This window comes from Actinomadura sp. BRA 177, assembly GCF_013372625.1.
Classification (GTDB): domain Bacteria; phylum Actinomycetota; class Actinomycetes; order Streptosporangiales; family Streptosporangiaceae; genus Spirillospora.
In genome coordinates this window covers 1-17,573 of record NZ_JABXFD010000454.1, presented here as the reverse complement: position 1 = coordinate 17,573, position 17,573 = coordinate 1, and the positions used below count along the sequence as shown (strand labels likewise).

The following is a 17,573-nucleotide window of genomic DNA, read 5'->3' as shown; positions in this document are numbered from 1 at the left end:
TCGTAGAGGACGCGCTGGCGGGCTGCGGCACCGCGTTCGCGGTGGCGGGCGGCGACCCGCCCCGCGTCGCGACGTCCTCGCAGCGCATCGCCGTGGTGGACGGGCCGAAGGACGACCAGCACGTCACGCTCGACACGACGTTCTACCGGCCGGTCGGGCGGGTGAAGGGCCCGGCGATCCTGCTGGGGCACGGGTTCGGCGGCTCGAAGCGGGACGTGGCGGGCGAGGCGCGCGACCTGGCCCGCGCCGGGTACGCGGTGCTGGCGTGGTCGGCGCGCGGGTTCGGGCGGTCGACCGGGCAGATCGCGCTCAACTCGCCCGACTACGAGGTCAAGGACGTCCGGCAGCTCATCGACTGGCTCGCGAAGCGTCCCGAGGTCGTCCTCGACGGGCCCGGCGACCCGCGCGTCGGCATGGCGGGCGAGTCGTACGGCGGCGCGATCGCGCTGATGACCGCCGCGTACGACCGGCGGGTGGACGCCATCGCGCCGCAGATCACGTGGAACAGCCTGGCCGACGCGCTGTTCCCGTCCGCGACCGGTGCGGGGCCTTCGGACGGCGTGTTCAAGAAGCTGTGGGCGGGGCTGTTCTTCACGAGCGGCGCCGACCGGACGGCGTGCGGGCGTTTTCTGCCGTCGTTGTGCGACATGTATCAGGAAGTCGCGGAGAAGGGCCGTCCGACGTCGTCGGCGATCGAGACGCTGCGGCGGTCGAGCCCCGCCTCGGTCGCCGACCGGATCAAGGTGCCGACGCTGCTCATCCAGGGGCAGGCCGACTCGCTTTTCCCGCTGAACCAGGCGGACGCCAACGCGCGGGCGATCGCGCGGAACGGCGCGCCGGTGAAGGTGGTGTGGTTCCAGGGCGGGCACGACGGCGGCGACCCGGAGACCGAGCGGGTCGAGGGGCTGGTGCGCGACTTCTTCGACGCGCGGCTTCGCGGCTCTGCGCCCGTTTTGGACGGTTTCACGGTGACGCGGGCGGGCGGGCTCGATTCGTCCACCCAGGAGGTCGTCGTGGAGGAGGCGACGACGTCCCGGTATCCGGGGCTTTCCGATGATCCGGTGGCCATGCGGCTCGCGGGCGGGGAGCAGACGATCTTCAACCCGGCGGGCGGGTCGCCGGCGTCGATCTCGGCGATGCCGGGGCTGGGCGCGCTCGGGTCCCTGGGCGCTCTGGGCGGGTCGCTGCCGTCCGACATGCCGGGACAGACCGCCACATTCGATTCGCCTCCGCTGGACCATCCCGTGCGGCTGACCGGGGCGGCCACGGTCCGTCTCAAGGTGCAGGGGGACGGCCCGCTGTTCGCCAAGCTGTACGACGTCGCGCCCGACGGCCGTGCCGCTCCGGCACGGCGGCTGGCGGCGCCGTTCCGGGTGTCCGGCGGCGAGGTCACGGTGACGCTCCCCGCGATGGACTACCGCTTCGACCGCGGCCACCGCCTACGTCTCGTCATCGCGACGACCGACATGGGCTTCGCGACGCCCGCCGCGCCTTCGTCCTACAAGGTTCAGGTGGTCTCGCCGCTGAGCGTCCCTACGGTCCCTTCCTTGACGACGGCATCTTCACCCTTGCCCGCCTGGGTGTGGGGTCTGCCAGCGGTTGCGCTCGCTGTCGCCCTCGCCATCCTCTTGCCTGGACGTCGTAGGCGCGGCGCTTCAACGGACAGTGACGTGCCGTTGGAGATAACGGGCCTAACGAAGGCGTACAAGAACGGCCATCTCGCCGTCGCCGACCTGTCGTTCCGTGTCGAGAAGGGGCAGGTGCTAGGGCTGCTCGGCCCGAACGGTGCAGGGAAGACAACGACCCTGCGCATGCTCATGGGCTTGATTCACCCTGACTCGGGCGAGATCCGTATCTTCGGACAGCGCGTCACGCCCGGAGCACCTGTCCTGTCCCGTCTTGGCTCTTTCGTAGAGGGACCTGGGTTCCTTCCCCACCTCTCTGGGCGCGACAACCTCGACCTCTACTGGCGCGCCACCGGCCGTCCCTTGGACGAGGCCCACCTGGACGAGGCGCTGCAGATAGCGAACCTGGGCTCCGCCCTAGACCGGGCCGTGCGCACCTACTCGCAAGGGATGCGGCAGCGGCTCGCCATAGCCCAGGCCATGCTCGGCCTACCGGACCTCCTCGTCCTGGACGAACCCACCAACGGCCTAGACCCGCCCCAGATCCGCGAGATGCGGGAGGTGCTCGTCCGCTACGCCGCCGCCGGACGGACCGTCATCGTCTCCAGTCACCTGCTGGCCGAGGTCGAGCAGACCTGCACGCACGCGGTCGTCATGGCGGGCGGGCGCCGCGTCGCCGCCGGTCCGGTCAGCGAGATCACCGGCTCCGGCCGCCGCCTGGAGGACGCGTTCCTGGAGATCATCGGGGAGAGCTCATGACGACCTACAACGTCCGGCGGACCCTGCCCCTGCGCGTCGAGGCCGTCCGCCAGTTCCGGCGCCGCCGGACCCTCGTGGCGTTCGGGATCCTGCTCGTCCTGCCGTGGGTGCTGGTGCTGGCGTTCAAGCTCGGCGGCGACCCCGGACCGGACGGCGTCCCCAGCCTGGTCGACGTCGCCACGTCGTCCGCGCTCAACTTCGCGCTCTTCGCCCTGTTCGTCTCGACGGGCTTCCTGCTGGTGGTCGCGGTCGCCCTGTTCTGCGGCGACACGGTCGCGAGCGAAGCCGGCTGGTCATCGCTGCGCTACCTGCTCGCCGCGCCCGTCCCGCGCGCCCGCCTACTGCGCCAGAAACTGGTCGTCGCGCTCTCCTACGCCGTGGTCGCGGTCGTCAGCCTGCCGCTGATGTCGCTGGTGGCCGGCACGGCGGGCTTCGGCTGGGGCGACGTCGAACTCCCCACCGGCGGCACCGTCCCGGTGAGCACCGCGCTGGGCCGGATGGCGATCATCATGGGCTACTCGCTGATCGCCCAGCTCGTCGTCGCCGCCCTGGCGTTCCTGCTGTCCGTCACCACCGACTCGCCGCTGGGCGCGGTCGGCGGCGCCGTCGGCCTCGTCATCGTCAGCAACATCCTGGACGCGGTCACCGCGCTCGGCTCCTGGCGCGACTTCCTCCCGACCCACTGGATGTACTCGTGGATGGACGCCCTGCAACCCCAGATCCAGTGGACGGGCATGGCGAAGGGCGCCGCGCTGTCCCTTTCCTACGCGCTGATCCTGTTCGCCCTGGCGTTCCGCCGCTTCCGCACCCGCGACATCGTCTCCTGAATTCACGCGACATTCCGCGATCGTCCGACCACCCGGAGTTGACGACCTCTTCCTGAAAATCGGTCGAACCGGCAGTGTTCGTCGCATAAGCTCAGCGAACCGCGCAGCAGCCGCCCGCGTCATACGAGGTAGCGACGATTAAGTCGGGCCCGTTGGGGGGAGATGATCACCATGGCACGGCAGCAGCTCGTCAAACGCCCCAAGCCCCCACGTCCACCGAGCCAGCCCGACCTGAGGACCCCCTCAGGCCGCCTGCTCCCCTACTGAAGCCGCGCCAGAAACCTTTCCCGCTCCACGACAACGCGCTCGATACGGCCGTTACCCACCACACCGCGCTCGTCGACCGCACTGACCCCGAACACCAGCCGTTTCCCGTCGACCTCTTCGAGCTCCGCCTCCACGGTCACCCGCACACCGACGGGGCTGGCCGCGCGGTGCTCCAATTCGACGCGCGTCCCCACGGACGTCCGGCCGTCCCCGAGATGGCCCGCCACCGCCTCCACTGTCGCCGCCTCCGCAAGCGCCAGCAGCCGAGGCGTCCCCAGAACGGGCACGTCCCCGCTCCCGACCCCGATGGCCGTGTCCGCGTCCCCCACCACAACGGACACCTGCCCGCGCAATCCGGGTTTCACAATTCACGCTCCAGCCGCGCCGCGACCTCCCGATACCGGCTGACCGGCACAAGATGCACCCCGTCGAACGCCCCGGTATCCCGAATCGCGAGCACCTGCTCACAAGCCGCCGCAACCCCGGCGGCCCGATCGCGCTCCACGGCATCGACAAGCTCCCCGGGGATATCGATGTCCGGGATGGCGGCGGCCAGATTCCGCGCCATTCCCGCGCTGGCCAGCACCATGACACCGGCGTAGACGGGCCCGTCCAGCTCAACGGCCTCCCGCCACCTCAGCAGGCTCTCCACCGAGTAGCTGACCTGGACGAACGTGAAGTCCGCAGCCCGCTTCCATTCGGGCACCGTCCGCAGCCCGGACGTGACCCCGACCTGGAACGGCGCACACCCGGCGAACACCTGGTCCTCGCTCGCCGCGCGGGCCTCTTCCATCATCGCCCGGACGGTCAGCTCACTCGTCCGCCCACCCGCACTCGGCTTGTCCCCGTAAACGAACAAAAACCGCTCAACCCCATAAGCGGCCGCAGTAAGCAGATCTCGCCGAAATCCGAGCAAGTTCCGATCACGCGAGTTCAAGCAGGCAATCCCCCGCACCCCCATGGCCTGCACCTCATGCGCAACGGCCACACTGGAAACGGTGGCCCGCCCAATATGGTTGTCAGGAATCAGAAACGAATCCGCGACCGGACTCAGCACCCCGATCTGATGCCGCACCTTCCGCAGATCCGGCCGAGTAGGCGGCTCAACCTCACAAACAACCTCAAACCCCATACTCGCCCCTGATCATCGCGCTTCGACCTGCCCCGAATGTAACCCGCCCGTGTCAGCCGTGCCAGCCGCGAAGCAGCCCGGCCACCGGAGCGTCGCTGAAGCGGACACCGACCAGCGGTGAACGCTTTGGACCTCTCGGTGGCAATTGCTGGGTGTAAGGCGATCGAGACACGAGGAGGGTCATGACATCTGATCCGAATGATGCGGAGTTGATCGCCCGGTCGCTCGACGGCGACGAGGACGCCTTCGTCGAGGTGGTCCGGCGCCACGAGGTGGCGGTGGGGGCCTACCTCGCGCGGCGGGTCGGCCGGGAACTGGCCGAGGACCTGCTCGGCGAGGTGTGGGTGGCGGCGTTCTCGTCCCGCGCCTCCTACGACCGCTCGTTTCCCGACGCCCGCCCGTGGCTGTTCGGCGTCGCGCACAACATGCTCCGGCGGCACTGGCGGTCCCGCCGGGACGAGGATCCGCTGCCGGACGTGACCGACCTGGCGCCCGGCTGGGACCGTGGGCCGCCGTCGACGACCGCGTCGCCGCCGAGTCGGTGCTGCGGCGGGCGCTGGCGCTGCTCGGGCCGCAGCAGCGGGAGATCGTCACCCTGGTCGCCTGGGAGGACCTGACCGTCGCCGACGCGGGCCGCGCGATCGGGATACCGCCGGGAACAGCGCGGCGCGTCCTGCACGAGGCGCGCACGGCGCTGCGGAATGCACCCGGGATGGCCGCGCTGCTGACCGACCACAACGCGATGAAGGAGGCCAACTGATGATCGATGAGATGGACCTGCTGAGGGACCTGCGGGACGCCGAGCCGGTGCGGCCGCGCGCCTACGAGGAGGCCAGGGGCGCGCTGCGTTCGGCGATGGCCGCGGAAGGAACCGCGTCCCCCCGGCGCGCCCGGTGGAGCATGCGCCGCACGGTGGGCTTCAGCGCCGCCGCCCTGGTCGCCGCGTCCGCCGCGACGGCGCTGGTCGTCACGTCCGCGGGGACGCCCGGCGAGCCCCCCGCCGAGCCGGCGACGGGGACGGGGACGGGGAACCCGATCCTGACCCAACTGGTCGCGGAGATCTCGCCCGTGCAGGCCAAGGCACCTGGCGACGCGACGCTGGTGGTCCGCAACAAGCTGCCGACCAGCGACAAGGTGACCGATTACGGTGCCGACCTGTTCACCGACAGCGGCATCTACTACTGGGGGGTCGACAAGAACGAACTGAAGAAGGCCGTCGCCGATAAGGACGGGGGTGACGACGTCTACAAGCGTCCCATCGCGGCGGCCCTCTACGCGGTGAAGGGCGACATCGACACCGCGCGCGCACGGATGATGGCCGCCAACCTCCCCGCGGGGGAGAAACTGGACTTCGATGTGACTCACGACAAGACCCTCATCTCGAAGCTCAAGGCCAAGGCCAAGGCGGAGCACAAGCAGTACGTGCCGCCGAAGCCGCTGACCGAGGCGCAGAAGAAGGGGATCATCGATAACCGCCTCTGGATGAACTCCACCGACGCGATGATCACCGCGCCGACGAATCCCCAGGTCCGGGCCGGCGCACTCCGCGTCCTGGCGACGATGCCGCACGTGAAGGTCGCAAAGACCACCACGGACGGCAAGCCCACGCTCACCCTGTCGAACCGGTGGACGTTCACGTCCATCGACCGCTCGAAGTCCAAGGGCGTGGACAAGCTGGTCATCAACGCCTCCACCGGCCAGCCCATCGCCATGTCCACCAAGGGCTCCGACATGACGGACGTGACGATCTACTACCACACCGCCCGGGTGGAGATCGCCGACATTAGGGCCGGCAAGTTCTGACCCGCCCCCCGCGATGCGGGCCGCCCGGCCACCGGGCGGCCCGCCCGCCTTTGCGGAGCCCATCGCTTCGCGAGGTCCCCTCAGGCGCGGCCGAGGACGCAGAACTCGTTGCCCTCGGGGTCGGCGAGAACCGTCCACGGCACGTCACCCTGGCCGAGGTCGACGTCGGTGGCGCCGAGAGCCCGCAGCCGGGCCACTTCCGCTTCCTTGCCGTCCCAAGGATCCGGCACCAGGTCGACATGCAGCCGGTTCCACCATGTCTTCACGGCGGGCGTGTGAATGAACTCCAGATACGGCCCGACACCACTGGCGGCGCGCAGCGTCGCGTGATCGTCGGTCACCTCGTGCAGCGTCCACTCCAACGCCTCGTCCCAGAGCCGGGCCATGGCCCGCGGGTCCGCGCAGTCGACCACGACCGCGGCGATCGGCCCGGTGTCGCGGTAGCTATCCCGAGGCTCCAGCACGCAGAACACGTTGCCCTCCGGGTCGGCGAGGACCGTCCACGGGACATCACCCTGACCCACATCCGCAGGCGTCGCACCGAGATCCTTCAGCCGCGCGACCAGTTCCGCCTGATGGTCCGCAGACGTGGTGGCGAGCTCGAGATGCACGCGGTACTTCACCGTCTCGGGGTCCGGGACCTTGACGAGATCGATGTAGAAGGCACCGGGGTCCGGCCAGTCGAAACCCGCGGGAGCAAGGTTGGTCACCCCGGGCCCCTCGCTGGAGACATCCCAGCCGAGCCCGTCCGCCCAGAACTGCCCGAGCCCCGAGTCGTCCCCGGCCTTGACGTTCACCTGCACAAGTCGCAACCCCATGCCGGCCAATATAGGGGCCGGCCAGACCACCGACCGCACCCACAAAAGCCGGATCGCCCAGGCCCGGCCTGTTCAGACACCGACCACCTTGATGGACTTGCCGCAGAGGGGCGTCATGTCGTCTTCATCGGAAGTCAGGAGGATGACGGGCTTGGGAGCCTGGAGCGCCATGGAAGCGACGACCGCATCGATCGCGTACTTGTGTCCGTGAAGCCGGTGGGTGCGCAGCAGGTCGATGGCGGCCATGCTGATCTCTTCGGTGACTGGTTCGATGCGCAGTCTGGACAGGTACCAGCGAAGCTTGTCCGGCTTGGTCCGGATGTCTTGGGCTTCGATCGGGGTGAGCGCACTGATCACCACACGGAAGTCGTTGTCCTGGGCTTCGCGGACCAGAGCCGTGACGCGTTGATCGGCTCGGCACCACTTGACCAGGCCTTCGCAGTCGAGGACGAGAGTGCCGGCACTCAGCCTGCTTCGTGACCGGCCCACTCCGCGCCTTCCTGCAATTCCGGTGCGGCTTTGACCGCACGGAAAAGGTCTGCGGCCTCATCACGCAGGACCTGCGGTATCGGCCCCGAAACGTCCTCGTTGACCTGCAATGCCTCTTCGAGAAGGTCCCGTTCGATCTGACGCTCCACGGCGGCATCGACGTAGGCGGAGAAACCACGGGCTCCCACTCGTTCGCGGACAGCACGGATGTTCCCGGCTCTCAGCGAGACGCTCGCCTTCACCGCCGGGCCTTCACCAAGCCCGAACTCCTTCTGCCCATCCATGCCCACTAGTTTACTACTTGAAGTAGCAAAGCGCACCTCGCCGTCGGGTCATGAGCGTGGCTCTGCAGTACCTGACGCCCGTCCTGCAGTTCCTTATCGGGTACTTCGTCCAGCGTGAGGCGATGCCGCCGAGCCGGTGGGCCGGGTTCCTGCTGGTGTGGCTGGCGCTCGTGTTGCTGACGTGGGACGGGTTGCGCGCGGGACGGCGGGAAGCGCTGCCCGAGGCCGCCTGAAGGGGCTAAAGTGCCGCTCGTCCGATGCCGGATTCGAGGAGTTCTCGTTGCGTCTGGTGAGCGTCACCGTGTTGGGAACCGCCCTCGTCGCGGCAGGGTTGCTGGCCCCGGCGACGGGTGAGGCGACCGCGACGGGACATGACGCGGTCAGGGTGGAGCCCGAGGTGGCGATGCCGGGGCAGCGGGTCGAGGTCCTGGTGGACGGGTGCACGGGAGGGGTCCGGGCGACGTCCGACGCGTTCGCCGAGGGCACGACCGTGCACCGCGATGTGAAGCCCGGCGATTACACGGTCGTGGCCCGGTGCGCCGGACGCACGGTGAGGGGCCAGGTCACCGTCGCCGGACGGATGTCCTGGCCCACTCTGCTCCCGACGAACCGCTAGAACACCACGGCGCTAGAACACCGCGGCGCTAGAACACCACGGGCACGCTGGGCACGCCGATGACGCCCGTCGGCCACTGCACCTGCGGGCGGGCACCCGGCGCGAGCTCGTACTCGGGGATCCGGCGGTGCCACTCCTCCAGGACGACGCGGAGTTCCGTCCGCGCGAGGTGGATGCCGAGGCAGCGGTGCGGTCCGCTGCCCCAGGTGAGGTTGTTGTACTCGCGGTGCGGGTCGAGCGTGTCCGGGTCGTCCAGTTCGGCGGGGTCGCGGTTGGCGGCGCCGACGGCGACGCTCACCGAGGCGCCGGCCGGGATGGGGACGCCGGCGATGACGACGTCCTCGGTGGCGACGCGGGGGACGACGGCGTTGGCGGGGTCGACGCGCAGCATCTCCTCGATGGCCGGCGGGATGAGGGACGGGTCGGCGGCGATGGCCCGGCGCAGCTCGGGCCGGGCGGCGAGCTTGGCGAACATCAGGCTGAGCGCGTTGGTCACCGAGTCGACGCCGGCCAGGACGAAGAAGAAGCAGAGGCCGACGGCCTCCTCGTCGGTGAACGGCTCGTCGGCGGGCGCGTCGAACAGGTCGCGGAGCAGGCCGGTGGCGCGGCCGGCCCGGCATTCGGCGACGTGCGCGCTGACGTAGCCGAAGAGTTCGGCCGCGGACTGCATCGCCTCGGGCGGCTGCTCGCCGGCGCCGGACAGGTCCGCGAGCTTGATGATGACCTCCCGCCAGGCGAGCAGTCGGTCGAGGTCGGCGCGCGGCATCCCGAAGAGGTCGAGGAAGACCCCGGCGGGCATCGGACGGGCGAGGTCGGTGACGAGGTCGCAGGAGCCCTTGTCGGCGACCGCGTCGACGAGGTCCCGGACCTGGTCGCGGACGGCCTGTTCGAGCGCGGCGGCGGCCCGCGGGGTGAAGAACGGCTGGAGCAGCCGGCGGTAGCGGGTGTGGTCGGGCGGGTCGAAGGCGATCGGGACGAGCGGGACGGGGCTGCCGAGCGTGTCGAAGGCCCGTTTGGAGGAGAACGTCTCCGGGTTCTTGAACACGTATTCGCCCAGTTCACGGGTGGTGACCAGGTATCCGGCGTCGGACTGGGCGACCGGGCCGGCCGCGCGCATGACGGCGTATCCCTCCCCGCGGTCGTCGGCCATCGGCAGCCGCTCCATCCGGAGCATGTCCTCGCCTGTCGTCTCAGCAGTCATGACCATCCCGCCCTGGAAAGGTTTCCGTCCCGTGACGCGGCAGATAGTAGGACGCGGGAGAGCGGTTGGGAAGTGCCATTAACACCTCATTCGCCTACCTACTGCCACAAAAGCTGACGAATCGCAATACTCGCCCCAGAGTGACACATGTCACTCGTCAGCCCGGCCGATCCTTACGTACCGGATCTTGCCGCACTTTGTCTTGCATGTAATACTTCGACCGCATTCACCCTTTTTTGGCAACTTTATACCAACCTTGCGACCTGACCCTTATGGCGAGGAGCGCAGGACCGTCGAGCGATCGCCGGGCGTCCACCGGACGTCCACCAGGCCGTGATCAGGGTTCACCGTGCGCGACCGAAGGGATCTCCTTCTGATGGCCCTTGAAATCAGTCCGGAAGAAGCCGTGACCGCCCCGATTCCGCACCCGCTGGACCAGGACGCCGACGGAGTGAACCGGCCGGGCCTGCACAAGAACCCCAGGTACCACGAGATACGCGAGACCGGGACGGGCGTCGCGGACGTCCGGCGACCCGACGGCTCCATCGCCAAGCTCGTGACCCGCTACCACGACGTGGAACAGGTCCTCCGCAACGACGAGATCTTCTCAAGGCGGGCCGCCGCCGACGCCGACGACATGGACCTGGACGGCACGCTCCTCAGCCTGGACGGGGACGAGCACACCAGCGTCCGCAACGCCGTCCGCGGCTGGTTCACCCCCCGCGCGGTGGAGCGCCTGCGGAACCAGGTCGAGGAACGGGCCGCGAACCAGATCACGGCGCTGGTGGCGCACGGCGAGCCCGCCGACCTGGTGACCGACTTCGCGATGCCGTTCTCGCTCAACCTGATCGGCGACATGCTGGGCCTGCCGCAGGACGACCGGCTCCAGTTCCGCGAGTGGGCGGACGCGTTCTTCGGCACCACCGAGCAGACCCGCGACGGCGCCGCCGAAGCGCTGATCTCGATGGTCGTCTACATGAACGAGCTCGTCGAGCAGCGCCGCGACGCCCCCGGGGACGATCTGCTCTCGCAGGTCGCCGTGCACGGCGCGCACCTCTCGGACGACCGGCAGATCAAGCTCCCGATCAGCCTCGTCCTCGGCGGCTGGGAGACCGTCGCCAGCACCGTTGGCATCCAAATCCACGTATTGCTCACACACCCGTACGAGGGGTACGAGACCGCGTACGCGTACCTGACCGACCACCCCGAGGCCGTTCCCGGCGCCGTTACCGAGCTGGAGCGCCTGTTCTCCGTCACGGCGGCCGACGAGATGCCGCGCCGCGTCACCCGGGAGGCAACGCTGCCCAGCGGCGCGCGGCTGAGCGCCGGCGACCTGGTGATCCCGTCCCATGACGCCGCGAACTGCGACCCCCGCGTCTTCGCCGACCCGCACCGCATGGACTTCGCGCGCGACCCCAACCGGCACCTGTCCTTCGGGTACGGGGTGCACCACTGCATCGGACGGCATCTCGGCCACCTGGAGGTCGTGACGGCCATCGCCCACCTCACCCGCGAACTGCCGGCGCTCCGGCTCGCGGTGCCGTCCGAGGAGATCACCCGCAAACCCGGTAACGCGATCCTCAGCTCCGAGACCATGCCCGTCGCGTGGAGCCGCTGAATGTCCGTCCTCAGCTTCCCCCTCCACCGGACGCTCCCGGGATTCATCAAGGACCCCCTCAAAGAGCTGGAACGCATCTGCACGGTCGCGGACGGCGAAATCGCGCGCCTCGACCTCGGCATTGTGCGACCGTTGCTCGTCACCCATCCCGACCAGGTGCAAACCGTTCTGCGGGACACCGAGAGCTACGCCCGCGACGGCATCTTCTGGCGCCCGCTGAACGACCTGATGGGCGACGGCATTCTCGGTGAGGGCGGCGAGTCCTGGGCGGTCAGCCGCAAGGTGCTGCAGCCGGTGTTCACCCTCCGCAACGTCCGGTCGCTCACCGGGCGGCTCGCCGACACGATCAACGAGGCCGTGGACGAGCTGGAGCCGGCCGCGCGGGAGGGGCGTCCGGTGGCGGCGGGCGAGGAGATGGTCCGCATCGTCAACCGGACGGTGGTCCGGATCTTCTTCGGGAACAAGATCGGCCCGGCGGAGATCGCGCGGCTGACCCCGGCGTTCGAGGCGGTCGTCGCGGCGCTCGCGTTCCGCGTCCTGCTGCCGTTCCTGCCCGACCGGATCGCGCCGCGCGGCCGGTCCTACCGCGAGGGCGTCCGGACGATCGACGACGTCATGTTCGGTCTGGTGGAGCAGTACCGGGACGACCCCGGCGAGGGCCTCGACATCTTCACCGCGCTGTGCCGGGCGCGCACCGAGCCGGGGAGCGGGCTGACCGACAAGTGGGTGCGCGACAACCTCGTCGGCATGTACTCGGCCGGCACCGAGACCACGGCGACGGCGCTGAGCTGGCTGTGGCCGCTGCTCTGCGAGCACCCCAAGGTCGCCGCGCGGCTCTACGACGAGATCGACCGCGTGGTGGGCCGCGACCGCGTCCGTCCCGACCATCTGGAGGGCCTGGCCTACACCAAGCAGGTGGTGCAGGAGCTGCTGCGGCTCTACCCGGTGGGCTGGCAGTTCCCGCGCATGGTGGTGCGGGACGGAGTCCTCGGCGGCGTCCCCGTGAAGGCGGGCCAGACCCTGCTGATCAGCCCGTACCTGACGCAGCACCTCGCATCGGTGTGGGAGCGCCCGGCGGAGTTCGACCCGGACCGGTTCGCGCCGGAGCACAGCGCGGGCCGGCACCGCTACTCCTACTTCCCGTTCGGCGGCGGGCCGCACCAGTGCGTCGGCAACCACCTCTTCACCATCGAGGCGCAGCTGATCGCGGCGAGCGTGCTCAGCCGGTTCCGCCCCGAACCGGTCGGCCCGGTGCCGTCCCGCCCCGCCATGGGACGGACCCTCCGGCCCGAACACGAACTGAAGATGCGCCTCGTGCCGGTCGGAGAAGGGTCGTGACCGCGGCGACACGGGCCGCGGCCGAGCAGGGCCGGATCTGCGCCCTCGCCACGCACTGCGCGCGCGACCTGCAGAACCGCGCCGGCGCCCACCCTGAGCTGTTCGACGCGAAGCCCTTCGACGCCACGCTCTTCAACGCCGTCTCGCTGGCCAACGCGTTCGGCTCGCCGGACGACGCGCACGAGGATCTCCGCATCGCGAACCGCACCGCGCTGTGGATCTTCGCGCTCGACTGGCTGATCGACTACCGGGCGACCGCGCCGGAGGACGTCGCGGCGATCCGGGCGGAGTGCGTCGCCGCCGTGGCGGGCGGGACGCCGGCGACGCCGCTCGCCCGCTTCCTCGCCGAGATCCGCGACCTGCTGGCCACCGCGCCCGCCTTCGCCGCCCACGAGGAGGTCTGGCGGGACGAGCTGCGCCGCATGCTGGACGCGATGGCGCTCGAATGGGAGTGGAAGGCGGCCCGCGCCGAGACCGGCTCCTGGCCGCCGACGTTCGAGGACTACCTCCGCAACGCCGACAACTTCGGCTCCACCTTCGTCAACGCCGGGCACTGGATCTTCACCTCCGAGCCTGGCGTCCTCGCGCACCTGGCCCCGCTGCTGGAGGCGAGCCGCGAGGTCCAGCAAGTGCTGCGGCTGCTCAACGACCTCGCGACCTACAAGCGGGACGTCACCTGGGGCGACCTGAACGCGATGCTGCTCGATGCCGACCGCGCCACCGTGCGGAAGCGGATCGGCGAACTCGTCGACCACTGCCGGACGCTGCTTCGTCCGCTGCACGACTCCTGTCCCCGCGAAGCCGTGTACCTCGAACGCCAGATCGGCTACAGCATGGGCTTCTACGGCGGTGCCGACTACTGGGGCGAACTGTGAGCGACATCCGCCGGGCGGCCGTCCACGGGGCGCGCCAGACCTGCACGCAGCACGCGCCCGCCGTGCGTCCGGATCCCGGCGCGAGCCTTCCGGAGGTCGCCGGTGATCTGGTCGCGAGCCTCATGTCCGAGTCCTGGGGGCAGGTGTCCCCCTCGGTGTACGAGACCGGCCGGGTCGTCTCGCTCACCCCCTGGCTGACCGGGCATCTCCGGCGGATCGACCATCTCGTCGGCACCCAGCGACCGGACGGAGGCTGGGGCGCCCCCGACGACGGGTACGCGCTCGTCCCCACGCTGAGCGCCACCGAGGCGCTGCTGTCCGTCCTCGTCCGCGACCCCGCCACCGGGCCGCGGCGGGACGGGCCCAAAGCGGCCGCCGCCGCGCGCGGGCTGCGCAGGCTCCGCACGATGCTGCCCGGCCGCCCGGACCGGCCGCTGCCCGACATGCCGGCGATCGAGCTGATCGTCCCGTCCCTCGTGGAGCTGATCAACCGGCACACCGCCGTGCTCCCCGGCGACGCCTTCGCACCGCTGCCGCTCCCGCCGCACCTGGACGACGGCAAGCTGGACCTCGTCCGGCAGCTGCTGGCCTCGGGCGCGGAGCCGCCGCAGAAGCTGATGCACGCGCTGGAGATCGGCGGCGCGGCGGCGCGCGGCTTCACCCATGCCCGGCCGGAACCGACCGGGACGATCGGCGCCTCCCCCGCTGCGACCGCCGCCTGGCTCGGCGACCAGTCGCCGGCCGATCCGAGCACGCCGGCGCGCTGGTACCTGGAGACGGTCACCGCGATGCACGGCGGCCCGATGCCGGTCGCCTTCCCGCTGACCGTGTTCGAGCGCGGCTGGGTGCTGAGCTGGCTGATCCGCGCCGGCATCCCGGTCTGCGCCCCGCCCGAGATGGTGCTGAGCCTGACCGCGCCGCTGCGCGCGGAGGGGACCCCGGCGGCGGACGGGCTGCCCTGCGACGCCGACACCACCGCCGGAACGCTGTACGCGCTCGCCCTGCTCGGTGTTCCGCACCGGCCCGACGCGCTCTGGAACTACGAGACGTCCGAGCATTTCTGCACGTGGCAGGGCGAGGACGGCTTCTCCACCACGACGAACGCGCACGTGCTGGAGGCGTTCGGCGAGTTCGTTGAAACGGGTTTCGCCGACCGCGCCGGAGCCGACGCGGCCCGGCGGTATGCGGCCACCGTCGACAAGGTCGCGGGCTGGCTGCGCGGGCAGCAGCGCGACGACGGCAGCTGGACCGACCGCTGGCACGCCTCCCCGTACTACGCGACGGCGTGCTGCGCGATCGCGCTGGACCGGTTCGGCGCCCTCGCCGGCGGAGCGGACGCCGCGGACCGCGCCCGGAAGTGGGTCCTGGAGACCCAGCGCCCGGACGGCTCGTGGGGCCGCTGGGAGGGGACGGCGGAGGAGACGGCGTACGCCGTCCAGACACTCCTCCTGACTGGGGACGCCCCGGGGCCGGACGTCGTCCGGGCGGCGGCCCGCGCGAGAGACGTGCTCGTCCGGGCGTTCTCGGCGCCGGACGCCGTCCAGCCGCCGCTGTGGCATGACAAGGATCTCTACCACCCGCGCGCGATCGTGCGGGCGGCGGTCCTGGCCGCGCTTCATCTGCTGGAGACCGCACCGGCCAGGGGCCGCAAAGAGTGAATTTCGTCATATGGCCGGAAGGACGCTAAGGCCAAACGGGACGACAGTTCCCAACAATCTCATTCCGCTTGAGGCACAGTCTTTACATTGCTAGGGTTCTGCTCCGTACGGACCAGACCCCCCCGTCACGGCCGCCCGCCGACCGGGCCTCCGGCGCCGCCTTTATCCTCACCATGCCGGTTGCTGATTCTTAAAAACATTGTTAGGGCGAATTATCATGCGCTTCCGCAACTCGCGACTGCGGACCAAGATTGCGGCCCTGCTGCTGTCGATGACCGCACTGTGGGCCTTCGCGGCATGGGTGACCCTGCGCGAGGGCGTGAACCTGCTCTGGGTCAGCACGTACGACAGCGAACTCGCCTCCCCCTCGGACCCCCTCCTCGTGGAGCTGCAGCGCGAGCGCCGGCTCACCGCCGTCTGGCTCGCCCATCCCGGTCAGGCGCAGCTCTCGGCGCTGAAGGAGCAGCTGCCCCGCACCGACAAGGAGGCCGCGGAGCTGCGGGAGAGCGCGAGCAGCACGGCGCTCAAGTGGGCGGCGGACGACGACCTGCAGCGGCGCGTCGACGAGATGCTCTCCCTGCTCGACCAGCTCGGCGCGCTGCGCAAGTCGGTGGAGGGCCGCTCGGTCATCCGGACCCAGGCGGTCGCGTCCTACACCTCGACCATCGATTCCATCTTCCGCATGTACGACGCAATGGGGACGCTGGATGACAAGAAAGTCGCGAAGGACACCGGAAATCTCATCGAACTGAACCGGTCCTGGGAAATCCTCTCCCAGGAGGACGCGCTGATGGCGGGAGTGCTCGCCGCCGGGCGCATCACTCAGGACGACATGGCCCAGTTCGTACGGATTTCCGGGGTCCGCCGGTACGCCACCGCGAAGGCGCTCACGCAATTGCAGCATGAGGACGACATCGCGTACCGGCAGCTCACCACCAGCGCCAAGCTCAAACAGCTGCAGACCGTCGAGGACCAGCTGACCGCACCGCGCACCGGCCGGGCCGCCAAGCGTCCCGCCATCACCGCCGAGCAGTGGGAGGCCACCACCGCGTCGGCGCTCACCGAGATGCGCGCCACCGTCCAGGACGCCGGCGACCGCGTCCTCGAACGCTCCACCCCCGTCGCCGCCGGCGTCATCATCCGGCTGCTGCTGGCCGGCGGGCTCGGGCTGATCGCGGTCATCGCGTCCGTCATCGTGTCGATCACCACCGCGCGGGCGCTCGTCCGGCAGCTCGAACGGCTGCGCGGCGCGGCCTGGGAGCTGGCCGAGCAGCGGCTGCCCAGCGTCGTCGAGCGGCTCGGGCACGGCGAGAAGGTCGACGTCGCGGTCGAGGCGCCGCCGCTGGAGTTCGGCGCCGACGAGATCGGGCAGGTCGGGCGCGCGTTCAACGCCGTCCAGGAGACCGCGATCCGCACCGCCGTCGAGCAGGCCGAACTGCGCCGCGGCATCCGGGACGTCCTGCTGAGCCTGGCGCGCCGCACCCAGACGCTGGTGCACCGGCAGCTCACCATGCTCGACACGATGGAGCGGCGCCGCGACATCGAGGTCAAGGAACTGGAGGAGCTGTTCCGGCTGGACCACCTCGCGACCCGCATGCGGCGCAACGCCGAGAACCTCATCGTCCTGTCCGGCGCGCTGCCCGCCCGCGGCTGGCGCAACTCCGTCCCGATGGTGGACGTCGTCCGCGCCGCGGTCGGCGAGGTCGAGGACTACACCCGCGTCACCGTGCTGCCGTTCGGCCCGGTCGACCTGGCCGGACGCGCGGTCGGCGACGTCACCCACCTGCTCGCCGAGCTGATCGAGAACGCCGTCTCGTTCTCCCCGCCCGACACGGTCGTGCAGATCGGCGGCCACCTCGTCGCCAGCGGCTTCGCCATCGACATCGAGGACCGCGGGCTCGGCATGGCCGACGAGCGGCTCGCCGAGATCAACGCGCGGATCGCCGACCCGCCCGACTTCAACCTGCAGCACTCCGTCCAGCTCGGTCTGTTCGTGGTCAGCAAGCTGGCGGAACGCTACAACCTGCAGGTCCAGCTGAAGCGCTCCGCCTACGGCGGCACCACCGCGGTCGTCGTCATCCCCCGCGAGCTCGTCATCGAGCAGGGGCCGGCACCCGTCAGCGTCGCCAAGACGCAGAACGGCCTGGAGGTCCGCCGGCCGGCCGCGGTCGGCGCCGCGGTGGGCGGCCCCGCGGCGGGCGCCTCCGCCGCCGGCTGTCTCTTATACATATCTGACGCTGCCGCCCAACACGAACGTGCAGCC

At 70.3% G+C, this 17,573-nt stretch carries 17 protein-coding genes; 11 read left to right on the top strand and 6 right to left on the bottom strand.

Annotation, left to right across the window (positions count from 1 at the left end):
- Positions 1–41 precede the first annotated feature (41 nt).
- Both HUX53_RS27040 and HUX53_RS27035 read left to right on the top strand, forming a co-directional pair.
- On the top strand, positions 42–2,384 hold the full coding sequence (locus HUX53_RS27040; RefSeq protein ID WP_309237455.1) for an alpha/beta fold hydrolase: 2,343 nt from the start codon (positions 42–44) through the stop codon (positions 2,382–2,384).
- Positions 2,381–3,211 (top strand): ABC transporter permease, encoded by an 831-nt coding sequence (locus tag HUX53_RS27035; protein ID WP_176406037.1) that lies wholly within the window; start codon positions 2,381–2,383, stop codon positions 3,209–3,211. Before HUX53_RS27040 ends, HUX53_RS27035 begins: the two co-directional genes overlap by 4 nt.
- A gap of 260 nt (positions 3,212–3,471) precedes the next feature.
- Here the strand turns inward: HUX53_RS27035 and HUX53_RS27030 are convergent, their stop codons facing one another.
- Together HUX53_RS27030 and HUX53_RS27025 are read right to left on the bottom strand one after the other, a co-directional pair.
- Positions 3,472–3,765, bottom strand: coding sequence for a hotdog domain-containing protein (locus tag HUX53_RS27030; RefSeq protein WP_309237454.1), 294 nt, complete (start codon positions 3,763–3,765; stop codon positions 3,472–3,474).
- Positions 3,766–3,839: 74 nt separating this feature from the next.
- Positions 3,840–4,553 (bottom strand): methylenetetrahydrofolate reductase, encoded by a 714-nt coding sequence (locus tag HUX53_RS27025; protein ID WP_309237453.1) that lies wholly within the window; start codon positions 4,551–4,553, stop codon positions 3,840–3,842.
- A gap of 239 nt (positions 4,554–4,792) precedes the next feature.
- On the opposite strand from HUX53_RS27025, the gene HUX53_RS27020 reads away from it, so the two are divergent.
- The 3 genes from HUX53_RS27020 to HUX53_RS27015 are packed head-to-tail and all read left to right on the top strand — an operon-like array spanning position 4,793 to position 6,413.
- Positions 4,793–5,227, top strand: coding sequence for an RNA polymerase sigma factor (locus HUX53_RS27020; RefSeq protein WP_217919946.1), 435 nt, complete (start codon positions 4,793–4,795; stop codon positions 5,225–5,227).
- A complete protein-coding gene (locus tag HUX53_RS40210; protein ID WP_217919945.1) occupies positions 5,152–5,370 on the top strand; it encodes an RNA polymerase sigma factor in 219 nt (72 codons plus the stop codon). Before HUX53_RS27020 ends, HUX53_RS40210 begins: the two co-directional genes overlap by 76 nt.
- A complete protein-coding gene (locus HUX53_RS27015) occupies positions 5,370–6,413 on the top strand; it encodes a hypothetical protein (RefSeq protein ID WP_176406035.1) in 1,044 nt (347 codons plus the stop codon). Before HUX53_RS40210 ends, HUX53_RS27015 begins: the two co-directional genes overlap by 1 nt.
- 80 nt (positions 6,414–6,493) lie before the next feature.
- Here HUX53_RS27015 and HUX53_RS27010 read toward each other — a convergent pair whose 3' ends face one another.
- The 3 genes from HUX53_RS27010 to HUX53_RS27000 form a co-directional block, all read right to left on the bottom strand.
- Positions 6,494–7,231, bottom strand: coding sequence for a VOC family protein (locus HUX53_RS27010; RefSeq protein WP_176406034.1), 738 nt, complete (start codon positions 7,229–7,231; stop codon positions 6,494–6,496).
- Positions 7,232–7,303: 72 nt separating this feature from the next.
- Complete coding sequence (locus tag HUX53_RS27005; RefSeq protein ID WP_176406033.1) at positions 7,304–7,720, bottom strand: DNA-binding protein; 417 nt, start codon at positions 7,718–7,720, stop codon at positions 7,304–7,306.
- Positions 7,696–8,004, bottom strand: coding sequence for a hypothetical protein (locus HUX53_RS27000; RefSeq protein ID WP_176406026.1), 309 nt, complete (start codon positions 8,002–8,004; stop codon positions 7,696–7,698). The genes HUX53_RS27005 and HUX53_RS27000 overlap by 25 nt, the downstream gene beginning before the upstream one ends.
- Before the next feature lie 50 nt (positions 8,005–8,054).
- Here HUX53_RS27000 and HUX53_RS26995 point away from each other — a divergent pair, with 50 nt between their 5' ends.
- Both HUX53_RS26995 and HUX53_RS26990 read left to right on the top strand, forming a co-directional pair.
- Positions 8,055–8,237, top strand: a complete 183-nt coding sequence (locus HUX53_RS26995) for a hypothetical protein (RefSeq protein WP_255205675.1) — start codon at positions 8,055–8,057, stop codon at positions 8,235–8,237.
- Between the two features lie 56 nt (positions 8,238–8,293).
- The gene (locus tag HUX53_RS26990; protein ID WP_176406032.1) at positions 8,294–8,620 is read left to right on the top strand and encodes a hypothetical protein; all 327 of its coding nucleotides are present in this window, start codon (positions 8,294–8,296) and stop codon (positions 8,618–8,620) included.
- 28 nt (positions 8,621–8,648) lie between these two features.
- Here HUX53_RS26990 and HUX53_RS26985 read toward each other — a convergent pair whose 3' ends face one another.
- On the bottom strand, positions 8,649–9,821 hold the full coding sequence (locus HUX53_RS26985; RefSeq protein ID WP_176406031.1) for a cytochrome P450: 1,173 nt from the start codon (positions 9,819–9,821) through the stop codon (positions 8,649–8,651).
- A 406-nt stretch (positions 9,822–10,227) separates the two neighbouring features.
- On the opposite strand from HUX53_RS26985, the gene HUX53_RS42675 reads away from it, so the two are divergent.
- Genes HUX53_RS42675 through HUX53_RS26965 form a run of 4 tightly spaced genes read left to right on the top strand, consistent with a single transcriptional unit; the run spans position 10,228 to position 15,310 of the window.
- Positions 10,228–11,439: a cytochrome P450 gene (locus HUX53_RS42675; RefSeq protein WP_176406030.1), complete on the top strand. Its 1,212-nt coding sequence runs from the start codon at positions 10,228–10,230 to the stop codon at positions 11,437–11,439.
- Entirely contained in the window at positions 11,440–12,777 is a 1,338-nt protein-coding gene (locus HUX53_RS26975) for a cytochrome P450 (RefSeq protein WP_176406029.1), read from the top strand. It begins immediately after the preceding gene.
- The gene (locus HUX53_RS26970; RefSeq protein ID WP_176406028.1) at positions 12,774–13,652 is read left to right on the top strand and encodes a terpene synthase family protein; all 879 of its coding nucleotides are present in this window, start codon (positions 12,774–12,776) and stop codon (positions 13,650–13,652) included. Before HUX53_RS26975 ends, HUX53_RS26970 begins: the two co-directional genes overlap by 4 nt.
- Positions 13,649–15,310: a prenyltransferase/squalene oxidase repeat-containing protein gene (locus tag HUX53_RS26965; RefSeq protein WP_309237452.1), complete on the top strand. Its 1,662-nt coding sequence runs from the start codon at positions 13,649–13,651 to the stop codon at positions 15,308–15,310. The genes HUX53_RS26970 and HUX53_RS26965 overlap by 4 nt, the downstream gene beginning before the upstream one ends.
- The last annotated feature ends 2,263 nt before the right edge of the window (positions 15,311–17,573 follow it).

Excerpts from the sequence above, each read along its gene's own strand:
- HUX53_RS27010 (WP_176406034.1), bottom strand. The coding sequence starts at position 7,231 with ATGGGGTTGCGACTTGTGCAGGTGAACGTCAAGGCCGGGGACGACTCG.
- HUX53_RS27020 (WP_217919946.1), top strand. The coding sequence starts at position 4,793 with ATGACATCTGATCCGAATGATGCGGAGTTGATCGCCCGGTCGCTCGAC.
- HUX53_RS27000 (WP_176406026.1), bottom strand. The coding sequence starts at position 8,004 with ATGGATGGGCAGAAGGAGTTCGGGCTTGGTGAAGGCCCGGCGGTGAAG.
- HUX53_RS26995 (WP_255205675.1), top strand. The coding sequence starts at position 8,055 with ATGAGCGTGGCTCTGCAGTACCTGACGCCCGTCCTGCAGTTCCTTATC.
- HUX53_RS27015 (WP_176406035.1), top strand. The coding sequence starts at position 5,370 with ATGATCGATGAGATGGACCTGCTGAGGGACCTGCGGGACGCCGAGCCG.
- HUX53_RS26975 (WP_176406029.1), top strand. The coding sequence starts at position 11,440 with ATGTCCGTCCTCAGCTTCCCCCTCCACCGGACGCTCCCGGGATTCATC.
- HUX53_RS27035 (WP_176406037.1), top strand. The coding sequence starts at position 2,381 with ATGACGACCTACAACGTCCGGCGGACCCTGCCCCTGCGCGTCGAGGCC.
- HUX53_RS26985 (WP_176406031.1), bottom strand. The coding sequence starts at position 9,821 with ATGACTGCTGAGACGACAGGCGAGGACATGCTCCGGATGGAGCGGCTG.